General features: G+C 35.8%; 24 protein-coding genes, 1 pseudogene and 1 riboswitch. Of the genes and pseudogenes, 16 read left to right on the forward strand and 9 right to left on the reverse strand.

The window, feature by feature from the left end; translation table 11 throughout:
* Positions 1-53: 53 nt before the first annotated feature.
* Positions 54-392 (forward strand): hypothetical protein, encoded by a 339-nt coding sequence (locus tag HF990_RS03580; protein ID WP_168411987.1) that lies wholly within the window; start codon positions 54-56, stop codon positions 390-392.
* Here the strand turns inward: HF990_RS03580 and HF990_RS03585 are convergent.
* Together HF990_RS03585 and HF990_RS03590 are read right to left on the reverse strand one after the other, a co-directional pair.
* Positions 373-1,479, reverse strand: a complete 1,107-nt coding sequence (locus tag HF990_RS03585; protein ID WP_016838657.1) for a TFIIB-type zinc ribbon-containing protein — start codon at positions 1,477-1,479, stop codon at positions 373-375. The genes HF990_RS03580 and HF990_RS03585 overlap by 20 nt on opposite strands.
* An 11-nt stretch (positions 1,480-1,490) precedes the next feature.
* A complete protein-coding gene (locus HF990_RS03590; protein WP_016838658.1) occupies positions 1,491-2,792 on the reverse strand; it encodes an SPFH domain-containing protein in 1,302 nt (433 codons plus the stop codon).
* Between the two features lie 191 nt (positions 2,793-2,983).
* On the opposite strand from HF990_RS03590, the gene HF990_RS03595 reads away from it, so the two are divergent.
* The 7 genes from HF990_RS03595 (at position 2,984) to HF990_RS03625 (ending at position 7,528) form a co-directional block, all read left to right on the forward strand.
* Complete coding sequence (locus HF990_RS03595) at positions 2,984-3,340, forward strand: arsenate reductase family protein (protein WP_016838659.1); 357 nt, start codon at positions 2,984-2,986, stop codon at positions 3,338-3,340.
* Positions 3,341-3,419: 79 nt separating this feature from the next.
* Entirely contained in the window at positions 3,420-3,800 is a 381-nt protein-coding gene (gene gcvH, locus HF990_RS03600; protein ID WP_016838660.1) for a glycine cleavage system protein GcvH, read from the forward strand.
* 114 nt (positions 3,801-3,914) lie between these two features.
* Positions 3,915-4,256, forward strand: coding sequence for a toprim domain-containing protein (locus HF990_RS03605; RefSeq protein ID WP_016838661.1), 342 nt, complete (start codon positions 3,915-3,917; stop codon positions 4,254-4,256).
* 12 nt (positions 4,257-4,268) lie between these two features.
* Entirely contained in the window at positions 4,269-4,571 is a 303-nt protein-coding gene (locus HF990_RS03610; protein WP_016838662.1) for a thioredoxin family protein, read from the forward strand.
* A gap of 62 nt (positions 4,572-4,633) precedes the next feature.
* Positions 4,634-4,746, forward strand: a riboswitch (SAM riboswitch).
* A gap of 178 nt (positions 4,747-4,924) precedes the next feature.
* Positions 4,925-5,950, forward strand: coding sequence for a methionine ABC transporter ATP-binding protein (locus HF990_RS03615; RefSeq protein ID WP_096551694.1), 1,026 nt, complete (start codon positions 4,925-4,927; stop codon positions 5,948-5,950).
* Entirely contained in the window at positions 5,943-6,611 is a 669-nt protein-coding gene (locus HF990_RS03620) for a methionine ABC transporter permease (RefSeq protein ID WP_016838664.1), read from the forward strand. The genes HF990_RS03615 and HF990_RS03620 overlap by 8 nt, the downstream gene beginning before the upstream one ends.
* A 62-nt stretch (positions 6,612-6,673) precedes the next feature.
* Positions 6,674-7,528 (forward strand): MetQ/NlpA family ABC transporter substrate-binding protein, encoded by an 855-nt coding sequence (locus HF990_RS03625; RefSeq protein WP_016838665.1) that lies wholly within the window; start codon positions 6,674-6,676, stop codon positions 7,526-7,528.
* A 145-nt stretch (positions 7,529-7,673) separates the two neighbouring features.
* Here the strand turns inward: HF990_RS03625 and HF990_RS03630 are convergent, their stop codons facing one another.
* A complete protein-coding gene (locus HF990_RS03630; protein ID WP_026019096.1) occupies positions 7,674-8,576 on the reverse strand; it encodes a LysR family transcriptional regulator in 903 nt (300 codons plus the stop codon).
* Between the two features lie 553 nt (positions 8,577-9,129).
* Here HF990_RS03630 and sufC point away from each other — a divergent pair.
* Genes sufC through sufB form a run of 5 tightly spaced genes read left to right on the forward strand, consistent with a single transcriptional unit; the run spans position 9,130 to position 14,313 of the window.
* Positions 9,130-9,915: a Fe-S cluster assembly ATPase SufC gene (sufC, locus tag HF990_RS03635; RefSeq protein WP_016838667.1), complete on the forward strand. Its 786-nt coding sequence runs from the start codon at positions 9,130-9,132 to the stop codon at positions 9,913-9,915.
* A gap of 19 nt (positions 9,916-9,934) precedes the next feature.
* Positions 9,935-11,239 (forward strand): Fe-S cluster assembly protein SufD, encoded by a 1,305-nt coding sequence (sufD, locus tag HF990_RS03640; protein WP_168411988.1) that lies wholly within the window; start codon positions 9,935-9,937, stop codon positions 11,237-11,239.
* Complete coding sequence (locus HF990_RS03645; RefSeq protein ID WP_016838669.1) at positions 11,239-12,465, forward strand: cysteine desulfurase; 1,227 nt, start codon at positions 11,239-11,241, stop codon at positions 12,463-12,465. Before sufD ends, HF990_RS03645 begins: the two co-directional genes overlap by 1 nt.
* Positions 12,452-12,895: a Fe-S cluster assembly sulfur transfer protein SufU gene (gene sufU, locus HF990_RS03650; protein ID WP_016838670.1), complete on the forward strand. Its 444-nt coding sequence runs from the start codon at positions 12,452-12,454 to the stop codon at positions 12,893-12,895. Before HF990_RS03645 ends, sufU begins: the two co-directional genes overlap by 14 nt.
* Before the next feature lie 20 nt (positions 12,896-12,915).
* Entirely contained in the window at positions 12,916-14,313 is a 1,398-nt protein-coding gene (sufB, locus tag HF990_RS03655) for a Fe-S cluster assembly protein SufB (protein ID WP_016838671.1), read from the forward strand.
* 162 nt (positions 14,314-14,475) lie between these two features.
* Here the strand turns inward: sufB and catA are convergent.
* The 6 genes and pseudogenes from catA to HF990_RS03685 all read right to left on the reverse strand — a co-directional run bounded on the left by catA (position 14,476) and on the right by HF990_RS03685 (position 20,580).
* Positions 14,476-15,230: pseudogene (gene catA / locus HF990_RS03660) on the reverse strand (type A chloramphenicol O-acetyltransferase).
* A 139-nt stretch (positions 15,231-15,369) separates the two neighbouring features.
* Entirely contained in the window at positions 15,370-16,740 is a 1,371-nt protein-coding gene (locus tag HF990_RS03665) for an MATE family efflux transporter (protein ID WP_184656221.1), read from the reverse strand.
* Positions 16,741-16,843: 103 nt separating this feature from the next.
* On the reverse strand, positions 16,844-17,428 hold the full coding sequence (locus tag HF990_RS03670) for a helix-turn-helix domain-containing protein (protein ID WP_096551690.1): 585 nt from the start codon (positions 17,426-17,428) through the stop codon (positions 16,844-16,846).
* 686 nt (positions 17,429-18,114) lie between these two features.
* Positions 18,115-18,711: an adenylyl-sulfate kinase gene (gene cysC / locus HF990_RS03675; protein WP_168411990.1), complete on the reverse strand. Its 597-nt coding sequence runs from the start codon at positions 18,709-18,711 to the stop codon at positions 18,115-18,117.
* Positions 18,712-18,723: 12 nt separating this feature from the next.
* A complete protein-coding gene (gene sat / locus HF990_RS03680; RefSeq protein ID WP_096551686.1) occupies positions 18,724-19,863 on the reverse strand; it encodes a sulfate adenylyltransferase in 1,140 nt (379 codons plus the stop codon).
* 12 nt (positions 19,864-19,875) lie between these two features.
* Positions 19,876-20,580: a phosphoadenylyl-sulfate reductase gene (locus HF990_RS03685; protein ID WP_016839276.1), complete on the reverse strand. Its 705-nt coding sequence runs from the start codon at positions 20,578-20,580 to the stop codon at positions 19,876-19,878.
* 337 nt (positions 20,581-20,917) lie between these two features.
* On the opposite strand from HF990_RS03685, the gene HF990_RS03690 reads away from it, so the two are divergent.
* From HF990_RS03690 to cysW, 3 genes are all read left to right on the forward strand, one after another.
* Complete coding sequence (locus tag HF990_RS03690; RefSeq protein ID WP_409373608.1) at positions 20,918-21,994, forward strand: sulfate ABC transporter substrate-binding protein; 1,077 nt, start codon at positions 20,918-20,920, stop codon at positions 21,992-21,994.
* Positions 21,995-22,174: 180 nt separating this feature from the next.
* Entirely contained in the window at positions 22,175-23,017 is an 843-nt protein-coding gene (cysT, locus tag HF990_RS03695; protein ID WP_096552552.1) for a sulfate ABC transporter permease subunit CysT, read from the forward strand.
* A 15-nt stretch (positions 23,018-23,032) separates the two neighbouring features.
* Positions 23,033-23,908 (forward strand): sulfate ABC transporter permease subunit CysW, encoded by an 876-nt coding sequence (gene cysW, locus HF990_RS03700; RefSeq protein ID WP_247595817.1) that lies wholly within the window; start codon positions 23,033-23,035, stop codon positions 23,906-23,908.
* The last annotated feature ends 12 nt before the right edge of the window (positions 23,909-23,920 follow it).

Below are 23,920 nucleotides of genomic sequence, written 5' to 3' on the forward strand. Positions count from 1 at the left end.
TGTGGGTAGCTTTTTTGTCTTTATAGAGTGAAGAATAACTGCACAAGCAAGGGTTGTATCTGCAGAATGGGTTATCTGCACGAGCAAGGGAGCTATCTGCACGAGTAGAGATTGTATCTGCACAAGTGAAGGGGGTATCTGCACGAGTAGAGATTGTTTCTGCACAAGTGATGGAATTATCCGCACGAGTGGAGGAGCTATCTGCACAAGTGGAGGAGTTATCCGCACAAGCTAGAATGAATCCGTACGAACAAGGGAGCCAACCGCACAAGCAAGAGCACTATCCGCACAAGGTAAAGGATTATCAAAGAAAAACGTTACGAAAAAAGAGCGACTTGCAAACATATACATTTTCTCAAGCCGCTCTTCATTCTAATATGAATTCTCCATAAAAAAGAAATAACCTAATAGGACAAATAGAAGAAGGATGAAGATTGTGATTGTAACTTTAATAGGAGAGATTGGATATTCTCCACCGACTTTGCCCGTTTGGCCATTCACCATAAATTGATAGACTTTATCTCTGTATCGAAAAGTCGATAGCCACAAAGGCAACATCAAATGTTTATATGTAATATCAGAATGGACTGTTGAAAATCGTAAATTTTTAACTACATGGGCGCGATGTTTCCATAAAATATGTTGTGTAATTTGAGATTCTAGATAATGATGAATTTCATTTTTGGCGATTTTCCAGCCGTCATCAAGACCAATACTGTATCGTTCAGCTACAAAACCATGCAAATACTCTTTTTGGTATGGGCGAGCATTTGTTAAATAAAAAGGTTCCACTTTGCTTAAAATATGAGCATCGTAGCGAGTAGAAGCGAGAACAAGGTGATCATCAATAAATTCTTGATAAAATCCTCTTGTACGATACCAGTCAGTAACGGTTTGAGGTTTTCCATCCTTATCGTATACCGTTCTTCTTCTACCATATGTTGCTGTATACTGTGAAGCGGTCTTTGTATCAAAAGTCCAGTAAGGCAAATAGATGCCTGTAAATGCTTCGGCTTTAGCTGATTGTCTAGCCTCATTAGGAGCAAACCATCTCCCTTTTATCCATTTTTGAAAGTTTTCGTTTGCTTGTTCCAATGTTAATTGAAATGGAATAATTCCGTTAGGAGCGATAGAGTGATCGTCTTTAATTTCCATCACATGATTTGATCCGCAATAAGGACATACGTTGGCTACTTCCAACGCATCATAGACTAATTCAGCAGCGCAGGCATCACAAATCACTATCTTTTTTTCGGCTCCCCAACGGAAGCTACTTCTAGCCTCTGCTTGATGGAAATCTAGCTCATCTATTTCTAAATCAGCCTCTAATTCTGCATTTGGAATCTCTTCTGTATGATGACAATAGGGACAAACTAACTTGCCTGAAGCAGGATGAAACTTGATGGAAGCACCACAGGATGGACACTTCGCATCATACTCATCTACTTCAATGAACTCTTGTTTTTCATTGGTACTCATACCAATCCTCCTTATTTGCGATCGTTTTCATCAATCACATCTCCGCATTCAGGGCAGAATTTCGGTGTAAAGGATGGATCTTTTGGTTGCCATCCACATTTATCGCATGTCAGTGCAAAGTTCGCTGGCTTTGGCGAACCGCATTCATAACAAAACTTCCCCTTATTTTCTGTGCCGCATTGACAAATCCAAGTATTTGATGTTGGTCGTTTGTTTCCGCATTCGGTACAGAATTTTCCTTGATTTTTCGCACCACAACTACATTGCCAAACAACATTTTGAGGATTTTGATCGACGGGTTGTTGTTTTTCACCCATTTCAAATAAATCTTTTGCATTGACACCACCTGCTTGCTGAGCCATTTGCAGTCCTGCAAAACCGACAAAGGCTCCTCCTTGATTTTCTGCAGCTTTTCTCATTGCTTCACTTTGAGCGTCAATTATTGTTGCTCCAGCCATAGATGGATTTCTGAACACTGCACTTCTTTGGAGTTGTTTAATCATTTTTTCATCTTCTTCTGAAGCATTGACCGCACTAATACCAAACGAAACGATTTCGATGCCTCGCTTTTTCATCCATTTATCAGATAATACTTCATTTAATGCTTTTGCAATTTCTAACGTATGTTGTGGAAGTTCGCTATAGCGTATCCCCATTGCAGAAATTTTAGCAAAAGCAGGTTGTAATGCTGTTAATAGTTCTGAGCGAAGTTGACCGTCGATTTCAGAACGTTTAAATTCATTTTGAACATTGCCAGAGACGTTAGAATAAAAAAGAATTGGATCCACAATTTTATAGGAATATTCCCCGTGACATCGGATGGAAATATCGATATCTAACCCGATATTTCGATCAATAATCCGGAATGGAATCGGTGTGGGAGTACCATATTTATTACCTGAAATCTCCTTCATGTTAAAAAAGTATACTCGCTGATCTTTTCCAGGCTCTCCACCGAAACTTAAACGCTTTCCAAAAGACTCAAAACTTGCTTTAATTGATTCGTTTAAGTCTCCATAAAAGATGCTTGGTTCTGTAGAAAAGTCATATACGTATTCTCCAGGTTCAGAGCAAAATTCAACTATTTTTCCCTGATCGACAATAATCATGCATTGCCCTTCATTGACTGCTATTATCGAACCGTTGCTAATGATATTGTCGCTTCCTTTACGGTTAAAACTTCTTTTACCGCCTCGTTTTTTTCCTTTGGTTATTAATACATCTGCAGGAATAGAGTCACAGTAAAAATACTCTCTCCATTGGTCAGATAAAACGCCGGCTAATGCACCGACACCCGCTTTTAATAAGCCCATACCATTCCCTCCAATAATCAAAATTTACATATAATTCATTCTACTTTGATTCTCTTATGAATGCATTATTTTTATTGATGTTAAATATCACTAAAATTTATGAAAATTCATACTTGAACACATGATTTCAATCGTGCATGATAAAAATAAGAAAGATTTGAAAAATTATTTAAAAATAAGGAGCCAATGAAATGTCGTTGAAATTTATTCATTATCCTAGATGTACAACTTGTAAAAAGGCGCAAAAATGGTTGGATGATAATGGAATAAAATATGATGCTATTCATATTGTAGAACAAACCCCAACGAAAGAAGAATTAAAATCGTATTGGGAAAAAAGTGGACTACCATTAAAAAAGTTTTTTAACACATCTGGACAAAAGTATAGATCCCTTGGTCTAAAGGATAAACTAGGTTCGATGTCTGAAGAAGAACAACTAGAATTATTAGCTTCAGATGGCATGTTAATTAAACGACCAATTGTTACAGATGGTGAAAAAGTGACTCTTGGGTTTAAAGAAGAAGAGTTTGAACAGACATGGAAGTAATCATCTAAAATAGCTTGTTTTTGAAATTGAAATATGTCAAACTGAAAAAAAGATTACATATCAGATGGAGGGTAAAAGTATGTCAATACCAAAGGAATTACGTTATACGAAAGAACATGAGTGGGTAAAATTAGAAGACGGTAAAGTACGTGTTGGAATAACTGATTTCGCACAATCTGAACTTGGTGATATCGTATTCGTTGAACTTCCTCAAGTTGGAGACGAAATTCAAATGAATGAACCTTTCGGAAGTGTGGAATCAGTGAAAACGGTTTCTGAATTATATGCGCCTATTTCTGGTAAAGTTGTTGAGGTGAATACTGAGCTTGAAGATAGCCCAGAATTAGTAAATGAGTCTCCTTACGAAAATGCTTGGATGATTGTTGTTGAACCTGCAGATTCTTCTCAACTTGATGAATTACTTACTGCAGAACAATACGAAGAAATTATTTCTGAATAATCTGTCTAAAACGCCAGGGAAAGAACTGGCGTTTTTTTAAAATCAAAATATAATATGTAGACAACACTATTCATCGTTTCTTCAGTTCTTATATAATACGTGGGGTGAGTAAAAATGCATTACGAAAAATGTATCATTGTAGAAGGTCGTTCAGATATGTTGAAATTGGCCCCAATTTTAGCGGAAGATGTGAAGATTGTCTGTACAAATGGTACTATAAGTGAAGAGGCGTTACTCGAGCTTATTGAGCCCTATGAAGAATGTCAGCTATATACTTTTTTTGATGCCGATCAATCCGGAGAAAAACTAAGAAAATTAATGAAGAGAATTTATTCGGAGGCTACTCACCTAAATGTTCCAAGAACATATATGGAAGTTGCAAACGCACCACGAAAAGTGTTAGCTCAATTACTGAAAGAAGCGAGATTTTTAGTTCATAAAGAATATTTAGCATAGGAAATGATTGATATGGAAGAATGGACAATAGAGAATTGGGAAGAAAAAGTAAACGAAAATGATATCACAGCATTTTATTTATATACACCTATTTGCGGAACATGTAAAATTGCATCAAAAATGATGGAAGTTATTGAAGAACTTCTTCCACACATTCCGATTGGGAAAGGAAATATTAATTTTTTGGAAGAATTTGCATACGAACAACAAATCGAAAGTGTTCCTTGTCTACTTATAACAAAGGACGGAAAAGTGCATGAAAAAGTCTATGCATTTAAATCCGTACAAAACTTATATGAAAAGTTGATTTTATAGTTGACAGATGATAGATTACGTGTTACATTGTTTCCATAATTAAATAACCGAATAGCAAAAAACTCTTATTAAGAGTGGTGGAGGGAAGTGCCCTATGAAACCCGGCAACCATCATATCATTGATATGATAAGGTGCCAAATCACGCAAAGTATTTATTACTTTGAAAGATAAGAGGAAGTTTTACGATATCTAAGTAGGTTGTTCAACTTCCCTTCTACTTATCAAAGTAGAAGGTTTTTTTATTGAAATGAAAGATTGTATACATAACGCTATAGTCAAAGGGTAATAAAAAGTGTAAAATGCACAATTGTAATATCAATACATATTGCGGTTTATAAAGGAGTACTCAAACATGATTGAAGTAAAAAATGTCACAAAAATCTTTAAAACGAAAAATGGGGAATTAACCGCAGTTGATCATGTAAATTTGTCTATTCAAAAGGGTGAAATTTTCGGAATCATCGGATATAGCGGTGCCGGAAAAAGTACATTGATTCGCCTATTGAATGGACTCGAGAAACCAACGAGCGGTTCTGTCATAGTGAATGGTCTTGAAATTTCTTCAATTAAAGGAAAAGAGTTACGGCTTGCTCGCCAAAAAATCAGCATGATCTTCCAACATTTCAATCTTTTATGGTCAAGAACAGTCGCAGAAAATATTGCTTTTCCTTTAGAAATTGCAGGGGTACCAAAAGAAGAAAGAGAAAAAAGAGTTCACGAATTAATTGAACTTGTAGGTTTAAGTGGAAGAGCGGATGCTTATCCATCCCAGCTTTCCGGTGGACAAAAACAACGGGTTGGTATAGCAAGAGCATTAGCTAACAATCCAGAAGTATTGCTTTGTGATGAAGCCACAAGTGCTCTAGACCCAGAAACAACTGATTCAATTTTGCGATTATTATCAGATATTAATCAGCGTCTTGGGTTGACAATTGTTTTAATTACCCATGAAATGCACGTGATTCGAAAAATTTGCCATCGCGTTGCGGTGATGGAAGCTGGACGTGTCGTTGAACAAGGTGATGTTCTTGAAGTGTTCCAAAATCCTCAAGCTGAAATAACGAAAAACTTTGTGATGCAAGTTTCGGATTCAAGAGAATCAAAAGAATCCATTGAACACATTTTGAAAAATTATCCTTCTGGAAAATTAGTAAAATTAATTTTTGTTGGAAATACAACAGAAAGACCGATTATTTCATATTTAATTAAAGAGTTCCAGTTGGATATCAACATCCTTCACGGCAATATTTCACAAACGGTGAATGGCTCTTATGGAACGTTAATTGTTCAACTTGACGGTGATTCTGAAAATGTCGAGAAGGCTTTGGAAAAACTGAAATCGATGAATATTAAAACGGAGGTGATTACGAATGATTGAGGCATTATTTCCGAATGTAGATTGGACAAAAATGTGGGAAGCAACCTATGACACACTCTACATGACAGCTATTTCTACAGCAGTTACCTTCGTTCTCGGCATAATCATAGGTATACTGTTATTCTTAACAAGTCCACACCAACTTTGGGCTAACAAAATTGTTCATTTCTTGACGGGGTCCCTTGTGAATATCTTCCGTTCGATTCCGTTTATTATATTAATTATTTTATTAATTCCGTTTACAAAATTTTTACTCGGAACTATTCGTGGTGTAAATGCGGCTTTACCAGCGTTAATTATCGGTTCAGCGCCGTTTTATGCGCGTTTAGTATTAATCGCTTTACGCGAAGTAGATAAAGGTGTTATTGAAGCAGCAAGATCGATGGGTGCGAATACTTTCACAATTATATGGAAAGTATTAATTCCTGAATCCAAACCTGCGCTCATTTCTGGAATTACTGTCACAGCTGTTGCTCTTGTTGGTTATACAGCGATGGCAGGAATCATAGGTGCAGGCGGTTTAGGGAACTTAGCTTTCTTAGAAGGTTTCCAAAGAAGTAGAGAAGATGTCACGTTAATGGCAACGATTTTAATACTTGTCATTGTATTTGTCATTCAATGGATTGGTGATACGATTACTGCCAAAACGGACAAGCGCTAATTCAGGTGATGGAGGCGATTTGCCTTTCACATAAAATTTAATGGAGAAGGAGTAATGGAAGGATGAAGAAAGTATTATCATTTTTATTCCTATCAGTGCTTGTGCTAGTATTAGCTGCATGCGGTACAAGTTCAAATTCTTCAACTGATGAAGGAACAAACGACGATCAACAAGCAACAGAAAAAGTAACATTAAAAGTAGGTGCTTCACACACACCTCACGCAGTAATTTTAGAGAAAGCAAAACCAATCCTTGCTGAAGAAGGAATCGAGTTAGAGATTGTACCATATCAAGATTATGTTTTACCAAATCAAGATTTAAATAATGGCGATCTTGATGCAAACTATTTCCAACACATTCCGTATCTTGAACAAAAAGTTGCTGAAGAGGGTTATGATTTAGTAAATGCTGGTGGAATCCACATTGAGCCAATGGGGATTTACTCTAAAAAATATCAATCTTTAGATGAACTTCCTGATGGTGCAACAATTTTAATTTCAAATTCTATCCCAGACCATGGTCGTATTTTATCACTACTTGAAGCAAATGGCTTAATCACATTAAAAGAAGGTATCGATAAAACAAAAGCAACTTTAGAAGATATTGTTGAAAATCCGAAGAACTTAAAAATCGAAGCAAGCGATGCTCCTGAGATGATGGTTACTTATTATGAAAACAAAGAAGGAGATGCGGTTGTTATTAACTCTAACTTCGCAATCGATGCTGGAATTAACCCAGTGGAAGATTCAATCGCAATTGAAGGTTCAGAATCACCATATGTAAACGTAATTGCTGTACGTTCTGGCGATGAAAATAGAGAAGAAATTAAAAAGTTAGTGGAAGTATTGCGTACAAAAGAAATTCAAGACTTCATTCTTGAAGAATGGGGCGGCTCTGTAGTACCAGTGAGCGAATAATAAAACGAAATAACCTCCTAATCGAAAACGATTGGGAGGTTTTGCATGTTTAAGAGAATTAAATAAGGTGACCTTTGCCTTCTTGATTTTGAGTATGTTGGCCATTACGAAACAGTTCTTTAACAATGAAATTATGTTATATCCTCTATTGAAATTGATTTAATCTGGAGAAGAATGTTTGAACAAATTTGATAAATACTTGTTCTGAAGGAGCTAATTCTCTGTTTGTTGGATAAATAATTCCTACATTGCGGGTGATATTTGGATTATCGATTTTCATTTTGATAGTTAACCGTGGTGTAGAATCGTAGAAAGAACTTTCTGGCAATAATGTTACGCCAATTCCTGCTGCTACAAGCCCCTTTAAAGCATCCATATCTTCTCCCACCGAAGTGGCTATAGGAGAAAAGCCTGCTGATTTGCAAGCATCGACTACGACTTTATGTAAAATATATCCTTCAGGGAAAAGGACAAAGTGATCATGACGTAGTTCATCTAAATGAATTTTATCCCGCTTCGCCAGCCGGTGATTGGCAGGAAGCAATGCACAAATGTTTTCATTGAATAAAATCATTGAATCGATTGTTTCATCTTTCTTTGGTACCGGTCCTAAAAATGCAAGGTTTAATTCACGGTTTTTGACTGCCTCAATTAAATAGCGATAGGATCCTTGGCGTAGATGGAAAGAAACGTCAGGATATTCTTTTTTAAAGGCAGAAATAACTGTTGGGAGGACGTAACTTGCTAAACTAGTAGGGAAGCCAATTTTAATGGACCCCTTTTCAGGATCTAAATATTCTTCCACTTGCTTAACAGCATAATCAATAGCATTCAGAGCGGTAATTGCATGCTCTAAAAAAATTTTACCAATCGGTGTTAGTTTCACGTTTCTCCCTACACGTTCAAAAAGTGCTGTGCCAAGCTCTTCTTCTAGATTGGCAATTTGTCTGCTTACAGCTGATTGGGCAACATGAAGGTGTTCAGCTGCCTCGGAGATATGTTCCCGTTCTGCAACTTCAACAAAATATCGTAATTGACGTAATTCCAGTGTTCTCCCTCCTAATCATCTAAAAAATAGATGGGTTGATAAAAAAATATATACAATTTATATTAATGGAAAATGCCAATAATGTAAACGTTTAGGAAAAGGAACATTGTTGCATAGATTGTATATATCAGTCAAAGTCAAGGGGCATGAAAGGGCAGAAATTTGATTTACTACTACTTTAGAAATTTCTTAAATAACAATTATTTCAAAGGATGAATTTAAGAACTCTGAAAAGAAGCATAGACTGAATGCAATTAAAAAAATATATCGAAAGATGTTGGTTGATAATAGCTTTCTATTCAAAAAATTCTTTCATTAATAACTGTTCTCAATTACGATTTATTTATTGAAAATAAACATTCCTTCTTTTTACATTGTCTTGATTTGTTGTTAAGAATTTAATGTTCGGAAATTCTAATATTGATGAGGATTTTACTCAATGATGGGAATAAATGATTAAATGTTTTGCATGCTCACTTGTTTTCGGTTAAGATTAGAATGATAATAAATTAGAAATGGTATTACCATTTATAGCAAAAATGGAGGTATATAGATGTCAACATTAGTTATTAAGGATCTTCACGTTTCAATTGAAGGTAAAGAGATTTTAAAAGGTGTAAACTTAACAATTAACACAAATGAAGTACACGCAATCATGGGTCCTAACGGTACAGGTAAATCTACTTTAGCATCTGCTATTATGGGTCACCCAAAATACGAGGTTACTCAAGGAACAATTGAAATAGATGGACAAAACGTATTAGAAATGGAAGTAGACGAGCGTGCTAAAGCAGGTTTATTCTTAGCAATGCAATATCCATCAGAAATCTCCGGAGTAACAAACGCTGACTTCATCCGTTCAGCAATCAACGCACGCCGTGGTGAAGGTAATGAAATTTCCATTATGAAATTTATCCGTGAGCTAGATAAAACGATGGAATTCTTAGAAATGGATCCAGAAATGGCTCAACGTTACTTAAATGAAGGTTTCTCCGGTGGGGAAAAGAAACGCAATGAAATTCTTCAAATGATGATGATTAAACCTACATTTGCTATTTTAGACGAAATTGACTCAGGTCTTGATATCGACGCATTGAAAGTTGTATCTAAAGGCGTTAATGAAATGCGCGGTGAAAACTTCGGTTGCTTAGTGATTACTCACTATCAACGCTTGCTTAACTATATCACTCCAGATTACGTACACGTAATGATGCAAGGTAAAGTGGTGAAATCTGGCGGACCTGAGCTAGCTAAGAAATTAGAAGCTGAAGGTTATGAATGGATTAAACAAGAATTAGGTATCGAAGACACAGATGCAGTAACGGAAAAAGAAGCTTAATTTAGGAGGACGATTATCGATGACGGTTGAAACAAAATTGGCGTTATCAGCTAGTGAAGTCCGCTCGTTCTCTGAGTTAAATAATGAACCGAAATGGTTTACTGATTTACGTGCGGCTGCGATTGAAAAAGCTACTGATTTACCAATGCCTAAACCAGATAAAACAAATATTGAAAAGTGGGATTTTATCAATTTCCCTAAACATACGGTGAAAAGTGAATCTTTCACGATTGAGCAATTGCCTGAAGCAGTAAAAGATTTAATTGACATTGAACAACAAGAAAATCTTTATATTCAAAGAAACAACACACCGGTAGTTATAAAGCTTTCAGAAGAATTAAAAGCACAAGGTGTGATTTTCACAGACTTCTTAACAGCAGTTCGTGAACATGGTGATTTAGTACAAAAATATTTTATGACAACAGCTGTTAAATTAGATGAACATAAATTAACTGCTTACCATGCAGCATTAGTAAACGGCGGCGTATTCTTATATGTTCCAAAAAATGTTGTAATTGAAAAGCCGATTCAAGTTGTGTTCCTAAATGATGATGAAGAAGCTTCATTATTTAATCATGTATTAGTGGTTGCAGATAAAAATTCTTCTGTCACTTATGTAGAAAACTACTTATCAACAGTTGACAGTGCAAAAGGACAAGCGAACTTAATTGAAGAAGTTATTGCATTAGACAATGCACAAGTTTCTTTCGGTGCAGTTGATGTGTTAGCAAAAGGCTATACAACATATGTAAATCGCCGTGGACATTTGTATCGTGATGCAAAAATCAACTGGGCATTAGGATTAATGAACAACTCAGATACTATTTCTGAAAATATCACTCATCTTGTTGGTGATGGTTCAAGTGCTGATACAAAAACAGTTGTTGTTGGTACTGGAAGTCAAAAGCAAAACTTTACAACAGAAGTTCGTCACTGGGGTAAAAACTCTGAAGGCTTCATTTTAACTCACGGAGTAATGAAAGATGCTGCTCAATCTGTCTTTAACGGAATTGGTAAAATCGAGCATGGTGCTTCCAAATCAAATGCTCAACAAGAATCCCGTGTACTCATGCTTTCAAGTAAAGCTCGCGGTGATGCAAACCCAATTTTATTAATCGATGAAGATGATGTAATGGCAGGACACGCGGCATCTGTTGGACGAGTTGATCCAACTCAACTGTACTATATGATGAGCCGTGGTATTTCAAAAGAAGAAGCAGAGCGTTTAATCATCCATGGATTCCTTGCACCGGTTGTAAGCTCATTGCCAATTGAAGGAGTTAAGAATCAATTAACGAAGGTTATTGAAGGGAAAGTTCGCTAATGAATGAATTTCGAAAAGATTTTCCTATCTTAAATCAAGAAGTAAACGGTCATCCGCTCGTTTACCTTGACAGCGCTGCAACATCACAAAAACCTGTTCAAGTGTTGGAAGTTGTTCGTAAATATTACGATTTTGATAATTCCAATGTGCATCGTGGTGTTCATACGCTAGGAAACCGTGCAACGGATTCTTATGAAGGGGCGCGCGAGAAAATCCGCAAATTTATTAATGCTAAATCAACAAAAGAAATCATTTATACTCGAGGAACAACAACATCTTTAAACACGGTTGCTAGTGCTTATGGAAGACAAAATGTTCAAGAAGGTGACGAGATTGTCATCACATATATGGAACATCATTCCAATCTAATTCCATGGCAACAACTAGCGAAGGAAAAAAATGCAGTATTAAAGTACATTGATTTAGAAGAAGACGGGACAATCTCTTTAGATACTGTGAAAGAAACGATTACTCCAAAAACAAAGATTGTTGCAATGACGATGGCTTCTAATGTGTTAGGCACCATTAACCCGATTAAAGAAGTTGCTAAAATTGCGCATGAAAATGGTGCGGTAATGGTGGTTGACGGAGCCCAGGCAGCACCTCATATGCCAATTGATGTTCAAGATTTAGATTGCGACTTTTTAGCATTTTCTGGCCATAAAATGTGTGGGCCAACAGGTATCGGAGTACTATACGGTAAGCAGGAACTTTTAGAAAATATAGAGCCAATTGAATTTGGCGGTGAAATGATTGACTTCGTTGATTTATATGATTCTACTTGGAAAGAGCTTCCTTGGAAGTTTGAAGGCGGTACACCAAATATCGCTGGGGCGATTGGATTGGGAGCTGCAATTGATTATTTAACGAATATTGGATTAGATAAAATTGCTAATCATGAACATGAATTAATCGAGTATGCTTTATCTGAAATGGATAAAATTGAAGGCCTTCATATTTACGGTCCAAGAGATCCAAAAAAACGTTGCGGTCTTATTACTTTCAATTTAGATGGCGTGCATCCTCATGACCTTGCCACTGTACTTGATATGAGAGGAATTGCAATTCGTGCAGGACATCATTGTGCTCAACCGTTAATGAAATGGTTGAAAGTTTCAGCAACTGCAAGAGCGAGCTTCTATATTTATAACAATAAGGAAGATGTCGACGCTCTCGTTGAAGGATTGCGCGCAGCGAAGGAGTATTTTAACAATGTCTTTGAATAATTTAGATCAACTTTATCGTGCTGTAATTATGGAGCACTACAAAAAACCTCGCAATAAAGGGTACTTAGATGAAAATAATGTAACAGTGGATATGAATAACCCAACTTGTGGAGACCGCATACATCTTACGTTAAAAATCAATGATGGAATCGTGGAAGATGCCAAATTTGATGGTGAAGGCTGTTCGATTTCCATGTCATCTGCCTCTATGATGACAGAAATAATTAAAGGGAAAAAAGTGGAAGAAGCATTAAAATTAGCTGATATCTTCTCAAAAATGATGCTTGGAGAAGAAATTGATGAAGAAATTTTAGATGAATTAGGAGATATTGCTGCATTACAAGGCGTATCAAAATTTCCAGCTCGCATAAAATGTGCAACTCTTGCTTGGAAAGCGATGGAAAAAGGTGTAAGCAAAGAGATAGAATAACTTTGAACGGAGGAGAGAACATGGCAAAACAAATGCCGGATATTGGCGATTACAAATACGGTTTCCGTGATAAGGACGTTTCTGTATTCCGTTCAAAACGTGGATTAACCGAAGAAATCGTCCGTGAAATTTCAAAAATGAAAAATGAACCAGAATGGATGCTCGAGTCTCGCTTAAAGGCTCTTGAAATATTCTATTCAAAACCAATGCCACAATGGGGTGGCGACCTATCAGCTTTAGACTTCGATGAAATTACTTACTATGTAAAACCAACTGAAGCAACACAACGCTCTTGGGATGAAGTGCCTGAGGAAATTAAGCGAACTTTCGACCGATTAGGTATTCCGGAAGCTGAACAAAAATATTTAGCCGGAGTTTCAGCACAATACGAATCAGAAGTGGTTTACCACAATATGAAAAAAGATCTTGAAGAAATGGGAATCATCTTTAAAGATACAGATTCTGCTCTTCAAGAAAACGAAGAACTGTTCAAAAAATATTGGGGAACAGTCGTACCAGCATCTGATAACAAGTTTGCTGCTCTAAATACAGCAGTTTGGTCAGGTGGTTCATTCATTTACGTTCCACCTGGTGTGAAAGTGGAGACACCGCTTCAAGCATACTTCCGAATTAACTCTGAAAATATGGGTCAATTCGAACGTACATTAATTATCGTTGATGAAGGTGCCCATGTGCATTATGTTGAAGGTTGTACAGCACCAGTTTATTCAACAAGCTCACTTCACTCAGCGGTTGTTGAAATCATCGTAAAGAAAAATGCTTATTGCCGTTATACAACAATCCAAAACTGGTCTAACAACGTATATAACTTAGTAACAAAACGTACAATCGTTGAAGAAAATGGTACGATGGAATGGATTGACGGTAATATCGGTTCAAAATTAACAATGAAATACCCTGCTTGTATCTTAAAAGGTGAAGGTGCTCGTGGTATGACGTTATCCATCGCATTAGCGGGTAAAGGTCAACACCAAGATGCAGGTGCAAAAATGATTCACTTAGCACCAAATACTTCATCTACAATCGTGTCAAAATCCATTTCAAAACAAGGCGGTAAAGTAACGTATCGTGGTATTGTCCGCTTCGGTCCAAAAGCAAGCGGTGCTCGTGCAAATATTGAATGTGACACATTAATTTTAGACAATGAATCTGCTTCAGATACAATTCCATATAACGAAATATTTAATGACAATGTATCCCTTGAGCATGAAGCGAAAGTTTCTAAAGTATCAGAAGAACAATTATTCTATCTCATGAGCCGCGGTATTTCTGAGCAAGAAGCTACAGAAATGATCGTTATGGGATTCATTGAACCATTCACTCGCGAACTTCCAATGGAATACGCAGTAGAGATGAACCGCTTGATCAAGTTTGAAATGGAAGGTTCAATCGGTTAATGTGAGGAAAACCTTTGTATGTCAAGGGGCTATGAGGAAGGTATTTAATAAATAGTTATTTTGCCGATTTGAATTATCGTTTACTGTAGGAGGCGAACTTTATAAGTTCGTCTTCTTCTTTTTCGGTAATATTATGACGTAGCAATTTTTCGCTCGTTCAAATTAAACTAGACTGGAACCGTTTTTCAGGAAATATTCGAACGAAAAAAATAAGGTTAGTGGCATTAGAAAACCGACTGTAAAAGTACAGTCGGTTTTTTCTCAAATTATAAAAGCCAGTCATTAGGTATATCTGCTAATTCCTGAATAGTATTCATAAACAATCCTGCATGATAGCCATCACAAACAGAATGATGTACTTGTAAAGATAGTGGTAAATAGATGGAATTACCTTTATGAATGAATTTTCCAGCTGTAATAATGGGGAGAAGGTAATTGCTATTATTATTGATATTTAAGTTAAACCCAGTGAATGAAGTCCACGGAATAATGGAAATAGAAAAAGTATTTTCGGGTATAGGAGTTTTGGGAAACAATTTCCCTGTACCATTATATTGATCTAAATCAGAAAGGTATAGATTGTAAAACTCTCTAAAGTCATCTTTTACAGGAGTCCATATACCTGAGAATGTTTTAGAATCATTATCAAAAATTGTATAAATTGGGTCTAATCTATCCCAATAACCTAACTCTCCATTGCTATTATAACCAGTTCGAAAAGCTACATTTGAGTTTATCACCTTTGTCACTAAGAAAATAAATGCAGGATAGAATTTATATTTTTTCTCTTTTATGTTTCGGTATAACTCAGTAATCTCAATTTCTGTTGTTATACTAAAAGTTGTTTGTTGGTTCAAAAAATGATTAAATATCTCTTTTCTTTTCCAATTGTCTAAATCAATTTTATGAAAGTTCATTTGCTATGCCTCCTAAATTTTTAATATAAAGTAAATTTAGGAGGCTGACTTGTCTGCTTTCTTCATAAGAATCAATCCTTTTTTAAAGTCAATTTTATTGTATCATAAAATTGTAAAATAGCTTCTTTTATAGTAGGTTTTAATTAATTAATACATTAAGAGATTTCTTTTTCCAATAAACTTTGTAGTAAATAGATTGCGCCAAGAAATTGAATATGAACGCAACAGGATATGCGAGCCATATTCCTGCTATCCCAAGTCCTGTAAAATGTGATAGGGAGTATGCTACTGGGACTCCAATCAATAAAATACTTGTAATCGTAAAAATTGTTGGCCAAAGAACAGTACCTGTTGCCCTCATTGTTGCTGAGATTGCCTGTGTGTGACCCAAAATTAAATAACTCCAAAATGAGATGATAATCAGACCTTTTGCTATATTAATCGTATAAGAATTGTCTACAAAGATTCTTAAAATAGGTATTGGTAACAGGTAAAGAATAATAATTGGAATACTGCCAAGAACATAATTAAGAGTTATTGATATTTTTGTAATGTGTTTTATATTTGAAATGTTACCTGAACCTAAGGCTTGTGCAACAAATACTGAAATGGCAATGGATATACTCATTGCTGGTATTTGAACGTAACTTGCAATTTGATTCACGATTCCATATGCAGCCGTTGCATTGGATCCATAATCATTGACAAAAGTGATGACTGCAATTTCTGACAATGCGATTGTAACCATACTTATGCTTGTAGGAATGGCTAATTTCAGTAAAGTTTTCAATATCGGGCCTTTCAAGTGAAGATGTTTCAAAGTATAAGAATCTAATTTGAGTACATGATTTTTTTTGTGTAAATACACTAATAGAATCACGAATGTAATGAAATTGGATAATACAGAAGCATAAGCAGCACCGTTTAATCCGAATTCCGGTAAACTTAACCACCCTAGAACAAGAGTTGGAATCAAGGCCATATTTAAAAAGATACTAATTAATAAGAAATAAAAAGGTGTTTTTGAATCGCCAACACCTCTCATAAAAGTTGTATAGCACATATATAAGAAAGTAATAGGTAATGTTACAAATAAAATACGTGCATATTCTGCACTTGCAATCAAAATATTCGCAGGTGTTCCCATCCATTTTAAAATTTCTTCTGTAAAGAGCCCTCCGATTACGGCGACTGCAAAGGATATAATCATCGTAAATGCCAAAGTGACTCCAACAACTTCCTTCATTTTTAAGATATTTCCTCCACCGTACGTTTGCCCAATTAGAATGGAACTACCAGATCCAATTCCTATTGCAAAGGACATTAAAAAAAAGAATAGAGGGAAGAATGCAGAAAAAGCTGCCAAAGAATTTACTCCAAGTATTTGCCCAATGAACATCATTCCAAATACTTGACCTAATGATTGAAAAGCACTTGCAAAAATGACAGGTATGAGGAAGGAAATCATTGGTTTTGCTAAGTCAATCGATTTATTTAAAGGTTCATTCATTTCATGCAACTCCTATTAGGTTTCATTCAAAAGAAGACCTCACTTTTGAAATATATGAACAAAGTGAGGGAGAAAAATAACCAGTATGAAGTTTAGCAAGTAATTATAAAATTTGGTAATATAAACCAAATTGAGTATCATACCATAATAGTTTGCTATGTTTATGTTTCGGGATACGTATTTGTATACCCCATTCAGGGTACTGTTTAATAATTTGAATTTGATCATCAGTAGCAATAGCAATAAAGGATATATAATGATCTTTTTTCATAGAATGATTGCTTGAAATAAACCATTCATTTTCAATTTCTGTAATTGATAGCTTTTCTTCGTCTGTTGCTTCCTTTGCTACTAATTGTTCTAATTTTCTCCCACAGCAAGACAGGGTTATATCTCCAGTTGCTAATACAATATTATTGCATGTTGGACAGACAAAAAAATTCGAATTTTTCATATTTCCTCCTACAAATTGATTAGAAGTTAATTCACCTTCTAAGATATTTTCTATATTGACTCCCAATAAGGTAGATAAACTTGGTAATAGTGAGATATCTGGACAACCATGTCCACGTTCCCATTTTGAAACTGTTCGATCGGAAATGTTCATTTGTTCAGCTAATTGTTTCTGCGTCAACCCTTTTTCTTTCCGCAAGTTATAAATTAATTCTCCAACTTTACGATTATCCATCTTTTCTCCTCCTGACCTATTTCCATCTTAGGGGGTTATATGTTTAGTATCAACAAACGCTCCGTAGAGTTAAAATTTTTCGTTGGCTAATATTAGGAAGAAGTTGACTAATATCGTGCTCCGATTGACTAATAAGTTCCCGAGAATGACTAATATCCGCAGACTGAAAGCTCAAATTTATTTCATTGGCTAATATTAGGAAGAAGTTGACTAATATCGTGCTACGAATGGCTAATAAGTTCCCGAGAATGACTAATATCTGCAGACTGAAAGCTCAAATTTTTTCCATTGGCAAATAAAGGGATGAAGTTGACTAATATCGTATTACGAATGGCTAATAAGTTTCCGAGAATGACTAATATCTGCAGACTGAAAGCTCAAATTTTTTCCATTGGCAAATAAAGGGATGAAGTTGACTAATATCGTATTACGAATGGCTAATAAGTTCCTGAGAATGACTAATATCTGCAGCCTGGAAGCACAAAATTTTCTCGTTGACTAATATATGGAAGAAGTTGACTAATATCCTGCTTCGAATGGCTAATAAGTTTCCGAGAATGACTAATATCCGCAGGCTGGAATCTCAAAATTTATATTTTAAGAAAATTTAACATAAAAAGAAGCAGGGGAAAATAAGCCCTGCTTCTTTACTCTATATTGAGGGGGAGTTTTCTATACAATTTTTATTATTTGATATATCCTTTTTCAATTAAAAAATCAATCAATTGAGCTGTGCATTCCTCAATAGAATATTTTTCGCTATCTACAACAATTTCAGGATGATCTGGTGCTTCATAAGGAGCAGAAATGCCCGTAAAGTTCGGAATTTCATGATTTCGCGCTTTTTTATACAACCCTTTTGGATCTCTTCGTTCACATTCTTCAATAGAACATTTCACATATACTTCGATGAATTCACCCTCATCAACAAGGGATCTCACTAAAGCACGGTCTTCTTTATATGGTGAAATAAAAGCCGTCAACACGATTTGTCCGCTTTCCACAAATAGTTTTGAAACTTCACCGATTCGACGGATGTTTTCTTTTCTTGATTGTTCATCGAATCCTAAATCCTTATTTAAACCGTGGCGAATATTATCGCCATCCAGTACAAAGGCTTGATTTCCACGGTTAAACAATTCTTTTGCCAATGCGTTGGCAATGGAAGATTTTCCGGATGCAGATAAACCGGTAAACCAAAGAATGAAGCTGTGGTGGCCATTTTTCTTTCGGTAATCAGCTTTCGTAATCGATGTATTATGCCATACGATGTTTGAACTCATTGTAACAACTCCTTATGAATGAACTTCTTCACGAAGCCCGCGAATTAATACTTCTACTACTTCTTTGCGGCTGAATGTGCTTGGAGGGATCTCTCCATTACGCAACATTTCTCGTACTTTAGTTCCGGATAAAATGATACGAGAAGAAGCATCATGTGGACAAGTTTTAGTTGTTGCCATGCCGTCGCATTCTGTACAATAGAAACTATGTTCAAATTTTAATGGTGTGATGCCGATTTCTTCTGGAGTGAAGTTGTCAAACATTTTTTGTGCGTCATATGTTCCGTAATAATTTCCGACACCTGCATGATCTCGACCAACAATAAAGTGAGTGCAGCCATAATTTTTTCGAACAAGCGCATGGAAAATGGCTTCTCTTGGTCCTGCATAGCGCATTGCTGCAAGGAATACGCCTAACTGCACACGGTCTTTTGGATAATATTTATCGAGCAATACTTCATAACTTTCCATACGAATTTTTGCTGGAATATCGTCTGACTTTGTTTCTCCTACTAAAGGATTTAAGAAAAGGCCATCCACGATTTCAAGAGCTACTTTTTGAATATACTCATGCGCGCGATGCACTGGATTTCTTGTTTGGAAGCCAACAACCGATTTCCATCCTTTTTCTTCAAATAAAGCGCGTGTTTCTTTCGGGTCGAACGTGTAGTCAGGGAATAATTTTTTTGTTTTCTTCACAAGCGTTACTTTTCCGCCAACATATACATTTGGACGTTCAAATAGTTTTTTCACGCCAGGGTGGTTTAAATCATCTGTTCCATATACATTTTTTGCTTCAATTGATTTATCGGGTGTGTAAATTTCATGAACTTCAATCGTACCGTATACTTCTCCATTAAATACTAATTTCGCTTTTTCACCAACTTTTAATGTAGCAGCAACTTCTTCTGTGACAGGTAATGTGATCGGAATGCTCCAAACAATGCCGCTAGCCAATCGCATGTTTTCGACAACACTTTTATAATCTTCTTGTGATAAAAATCCATCTAATGGACTGTAAGCGCCTACTCCGATTAACTCCAAATCACTTAATGCAATTCCATCTAGAGGAATTTCTAATTGCAGATGCTCGTATTTTTCATTTGGGTTAAATCGATTAATTAATTCTCCACCGTGGGGTTGAATTGTCATTGTTCCATCCTCCTAATCAACATGTAATCCGCATTCTGTTTTATTGAGACCTGCCCATCTTCCTGAACGCAAGTCATCCATTGTATAAGCTGGTTTTGTGCAATGAGCGCAACCAATACTCGGATACCCCTGGTCGTGAAGAGGGTTGTATGTTAGTTGATGTTTGCTTACGTAACGCCATACATCTTTCCATGTCCAATGAATGAGTGGGCATATTTTTATCGATTGAAATTTATTATCTTTGTTAATAAACTCCACATGTCTTCTCGTTTCAGATTGTTCACGGCGTAAACCAGATATCCATGCTTTTGCTCCTGTTAACGTTTCATGGAGAGGGATTATTTTTCGTATTTCACAACATTTATTCGGGTTAGTTTTCCAAAGTTCATCCCCATATAATTTCGCTTGTTCTTCTAAGGAAATAGAAGGCCTCTTTAACTCAATATTTAATTGGGGATATTTTTCTTTAACTTTTTCAATTGTTTCATATGTTTCTTTAAAATGAACATCCGTGTCTAAAAACACAATGTTCGCATCAGGCTTTACTTTTGAGATTAGATCAATTAACACAATGCCTTCGATGCCAAAGCTACATGCATAAATCACATCATCTCCGTAATGGTCATAGGTCCAATGTAAAACATTCAATGCCCCTTTATAAGTTTCATCCACTTCAAAATCTATCAATGAATCTTGCCATGTGTGATACGTTAGCATGCGATTCCTCCTTTCAATAAAAAAGAGGCGTTTTAATGTAAACAAAAAAGAGAATTTACATTAAAACGCCTCTAGTGTTCTAGTCAGCGTATCAAGTTATAAAAAATTTTAGAAATGTAATTTTATTTAAAGTATACTATTTTTATTGAATTTATCAATATTAAAAATGATTTTTTAAAATTTTATAAAACCATGTTGACTAATCGGAAAAATTGGATTATTGTATGTTTCAAAGAAAAAGAATAATGGTTTCATTCGAAAACCGATCAGACAAACTGAAGGTTGCTTATTTATTCCTTGGATTAAAAGGGGAATGTAAGCAACCTTCTATTATTTTATGAAAAGAAAAGGGGAGAATGAGATGAGAAAAAAACTTTTATTAGGAATTGCCTTACTTATTTTATTGTTAGCAGCATGTGGCAAACAAGAACAGTCAAATGATAATGCATCTACAAACAACAATGCGAGCGAAAACAATACTTCTAAACCAATTGAGTTGCTAAATGTTTCTTATGACCCAACACGTGAATTATATGAAGAATTTAATAAAGAATTTGCGGCTTATTGGAAAGAACAAACAGGTCAGGAAGTAACAATTCAGCAATCTCATGGAGGTTCAGGAAAACAAGCAAGATCAGTAATTGATGGAATTGAAGCGGATGTTGTGACGCTTGCATTAGCTTATGATATTGATGAAATAGCACAAACTCGACAATTATTAAATGAAGATTGGCAAACAGAATTTGAAAACAATTCTTCACCATATACATCAACAATCGTTTTTTTAGTTAGAAAAGGAAATCCGAAAAACATTCAAGATTGGGATGACTTAACGAAAGAAGGCATTTCGGTCATTACACCTAATCCAAAAACAAGCGGTGGTGCACGATGGAACTACTTAGCAGCATGGGCGTTTGCAAATAAAAAGTTTAATGGTGACGAAACAAAAATAAAACAATTCATGAAAGTTTTATATAGCAATGTTGAAGTATTAGACTCGGGTGCACGTGGATCTACAACGACTTTCGTAGAACGTGGTATTGGTGATGTGTTAATCGCATGGGAAAATGAAGCATATCTTTCTCTTGCAGAATTCGGGGAAGATGAATTTGAAATTGTGACACCTTCTTTAAGTATTTTAGCTGAACCACCAGTGGCAATTGTCGACAAAATCGTTGATAAAAAAGGAACTCGCGAAGTAGCAGAAGCTTACTTGAACTATTTATACAGCGAAAAAGGGCAAGAAATTGCAGCGAAAAACTTCTATCGCCCTCGTGATGAAAAAGTGTTGGAAAAATTTAAAAATCAATTCCAAACTTTAGAGTTAATTACTATTGATGAATTTGGCGGGTGGCAAGAAGCCCAGAAAACCCATTTCGCAGATGGCGGAACATTTGATGAAATTTATCAATAATACAAAATATATGCTTCTACGTAAAGTGTTAATTTTGGGATGGAATGAAATAAATTAACTTTGAATAAACCACCATCAACATCTGAACGGGAAGCATCATTTGAGAAAACTGAATTTTTCGAAATAAAAGCATAAAGGAGAAGTATGACTCCTCCTTTATGCTGAATCTTCATTATGGAGATGGTGAGAGTGGAATTATCATTAAAAAGAAGGAAAAAAACTACTATTATTCCTGGTTTTTCTTTGACCTTTGGATATACGATGCTTTATTTAAGCATGATTGTCCTATTGCCTTTATCGATGATTATTGTAAATACGCTATCAATGAGTTGGAGTGAATTTTACGAAACGATTACCCATCCTCGGGCAGTAGCCTCTTATAAATTAAGTTTTGGAACGGCTTTCGTTGCTGGATTAATCAATGTTTTCTTTGGAACGATGATTGCATGGGTGCTTATTCGATATGAGTTTCCAGGAAGGAAAATCATTGACGGTCTTGTTGATTTGCCTTTTGCATTACCAACGGCGGTTGCAGGGATTGCGCTTACAACACTGTATGCACCGAATGGTTGGATTGGGCAATTTTTTGATTTTAAAATTTCTTATACGCCGCTTGGGATTATTATTGCCCTCACATTTATTGGGTTGCCATTTGTCGTTCGAACGGTGCAGCCAGTCTTGCAAAATTTAAGTAAAGAAGTAGAAGAAGCTTCAGCCAGTTTAGGGGCAACTAGATTCCAAACATTTGTGAAAATAATTTTACCTGAACTATATCCAGCAATGATTACAGGTTTTTCGTTAGCATTTTCTCGAGCTCTTGGTGAGTACGGATCCGTCGTATTTATTGCTGGGAATATGCCGATGAAAACGGAAATTACTCCGCTTATTATTATGACAAAGCTTGAACAATACGATTATGTTGGTGCAACAGCAATCGCAATTGTCATGTTATCGGGTTCGTTTATCATCCTGCTATTTATTAATTTCATTCAATGGCGAATGAATAGGAAATTTTATCATTAATGAGGAGGGCAAGTAATGACCAAACCATTGGAGGTAAAACAAGAAGTGCCCGTTGTTACAAGAACAACCAGTAACTCTTATTCTTTGAAAGAATCAGCAACTGTAAAGTGGTCATTGATTACGATTTCATTCCTTTATATTAGCCTATTTTTAATACTTCCGTTGATTTCGATATTTGTCACTGCCTTCGAAAAAGGTTGGGAAACGTATGTTGCATCGATTGTTCATCCAGATGCACTAGCAGCAATTAAACTAACTATTACCGTTGCACTGATTGTCGTACCATTGAATGCGATTTTCGGAATTGTAGCTGCTTGGTTGATTACGAAGTTTTCTTTTAAGGGAAAAAATTTATTAATAACACTTATTGACTTGCCATTTGCCGTCTCCCCAGTAATTGCAGGTTTAATTTTTATTTTACTTTTCGGTGCTCAAGGATTGTTTGGTGAATGGCTCTTTGAACATGATATAAAAATTGTATTTGCATTACCGGGCATCATCCTTGCTACATTGTTCGTGACATTTCCCTTCATTGCAAGGGAGCTGATTCCTTTAATGCAAACACAAGGAGTAACTGAGGAAGAAGCTTCTATTTCGCTGGGAGCAAGCGGGTTGAAAACATTTCTCTATGTCACGTTGCCAAATATTAAATGGGGATTATTGTACGGCTTAATATTATGTAATGCCCGTGCAATTGGTGAGTTTGGCGCTGTTTCTGTTGTATCGGGACATATTCGAGGATTAACTAATACAATGCCGTTGCATATTGAAATTTTATATAACGAATATCAATTTACAGCGGCTTTTGCTGTCGCTTCCATCATGTCAGTGTTAGCGATTATTACAATCATTATTAAAAATATTGTTTCATGGAAAGCTAAAGATGTGTAAGGTAGGGAGAGC

Origin of the sequence: Ureibacillus thermosphaericus (genome assembly GCF_012396605.1) — a bacterium.
GTDB lineage: Bacteria > Bacillota > Bacilli > Bacillales_A > Planococcaceae > Ureibacillus > Ureibacillus thermosphaericus.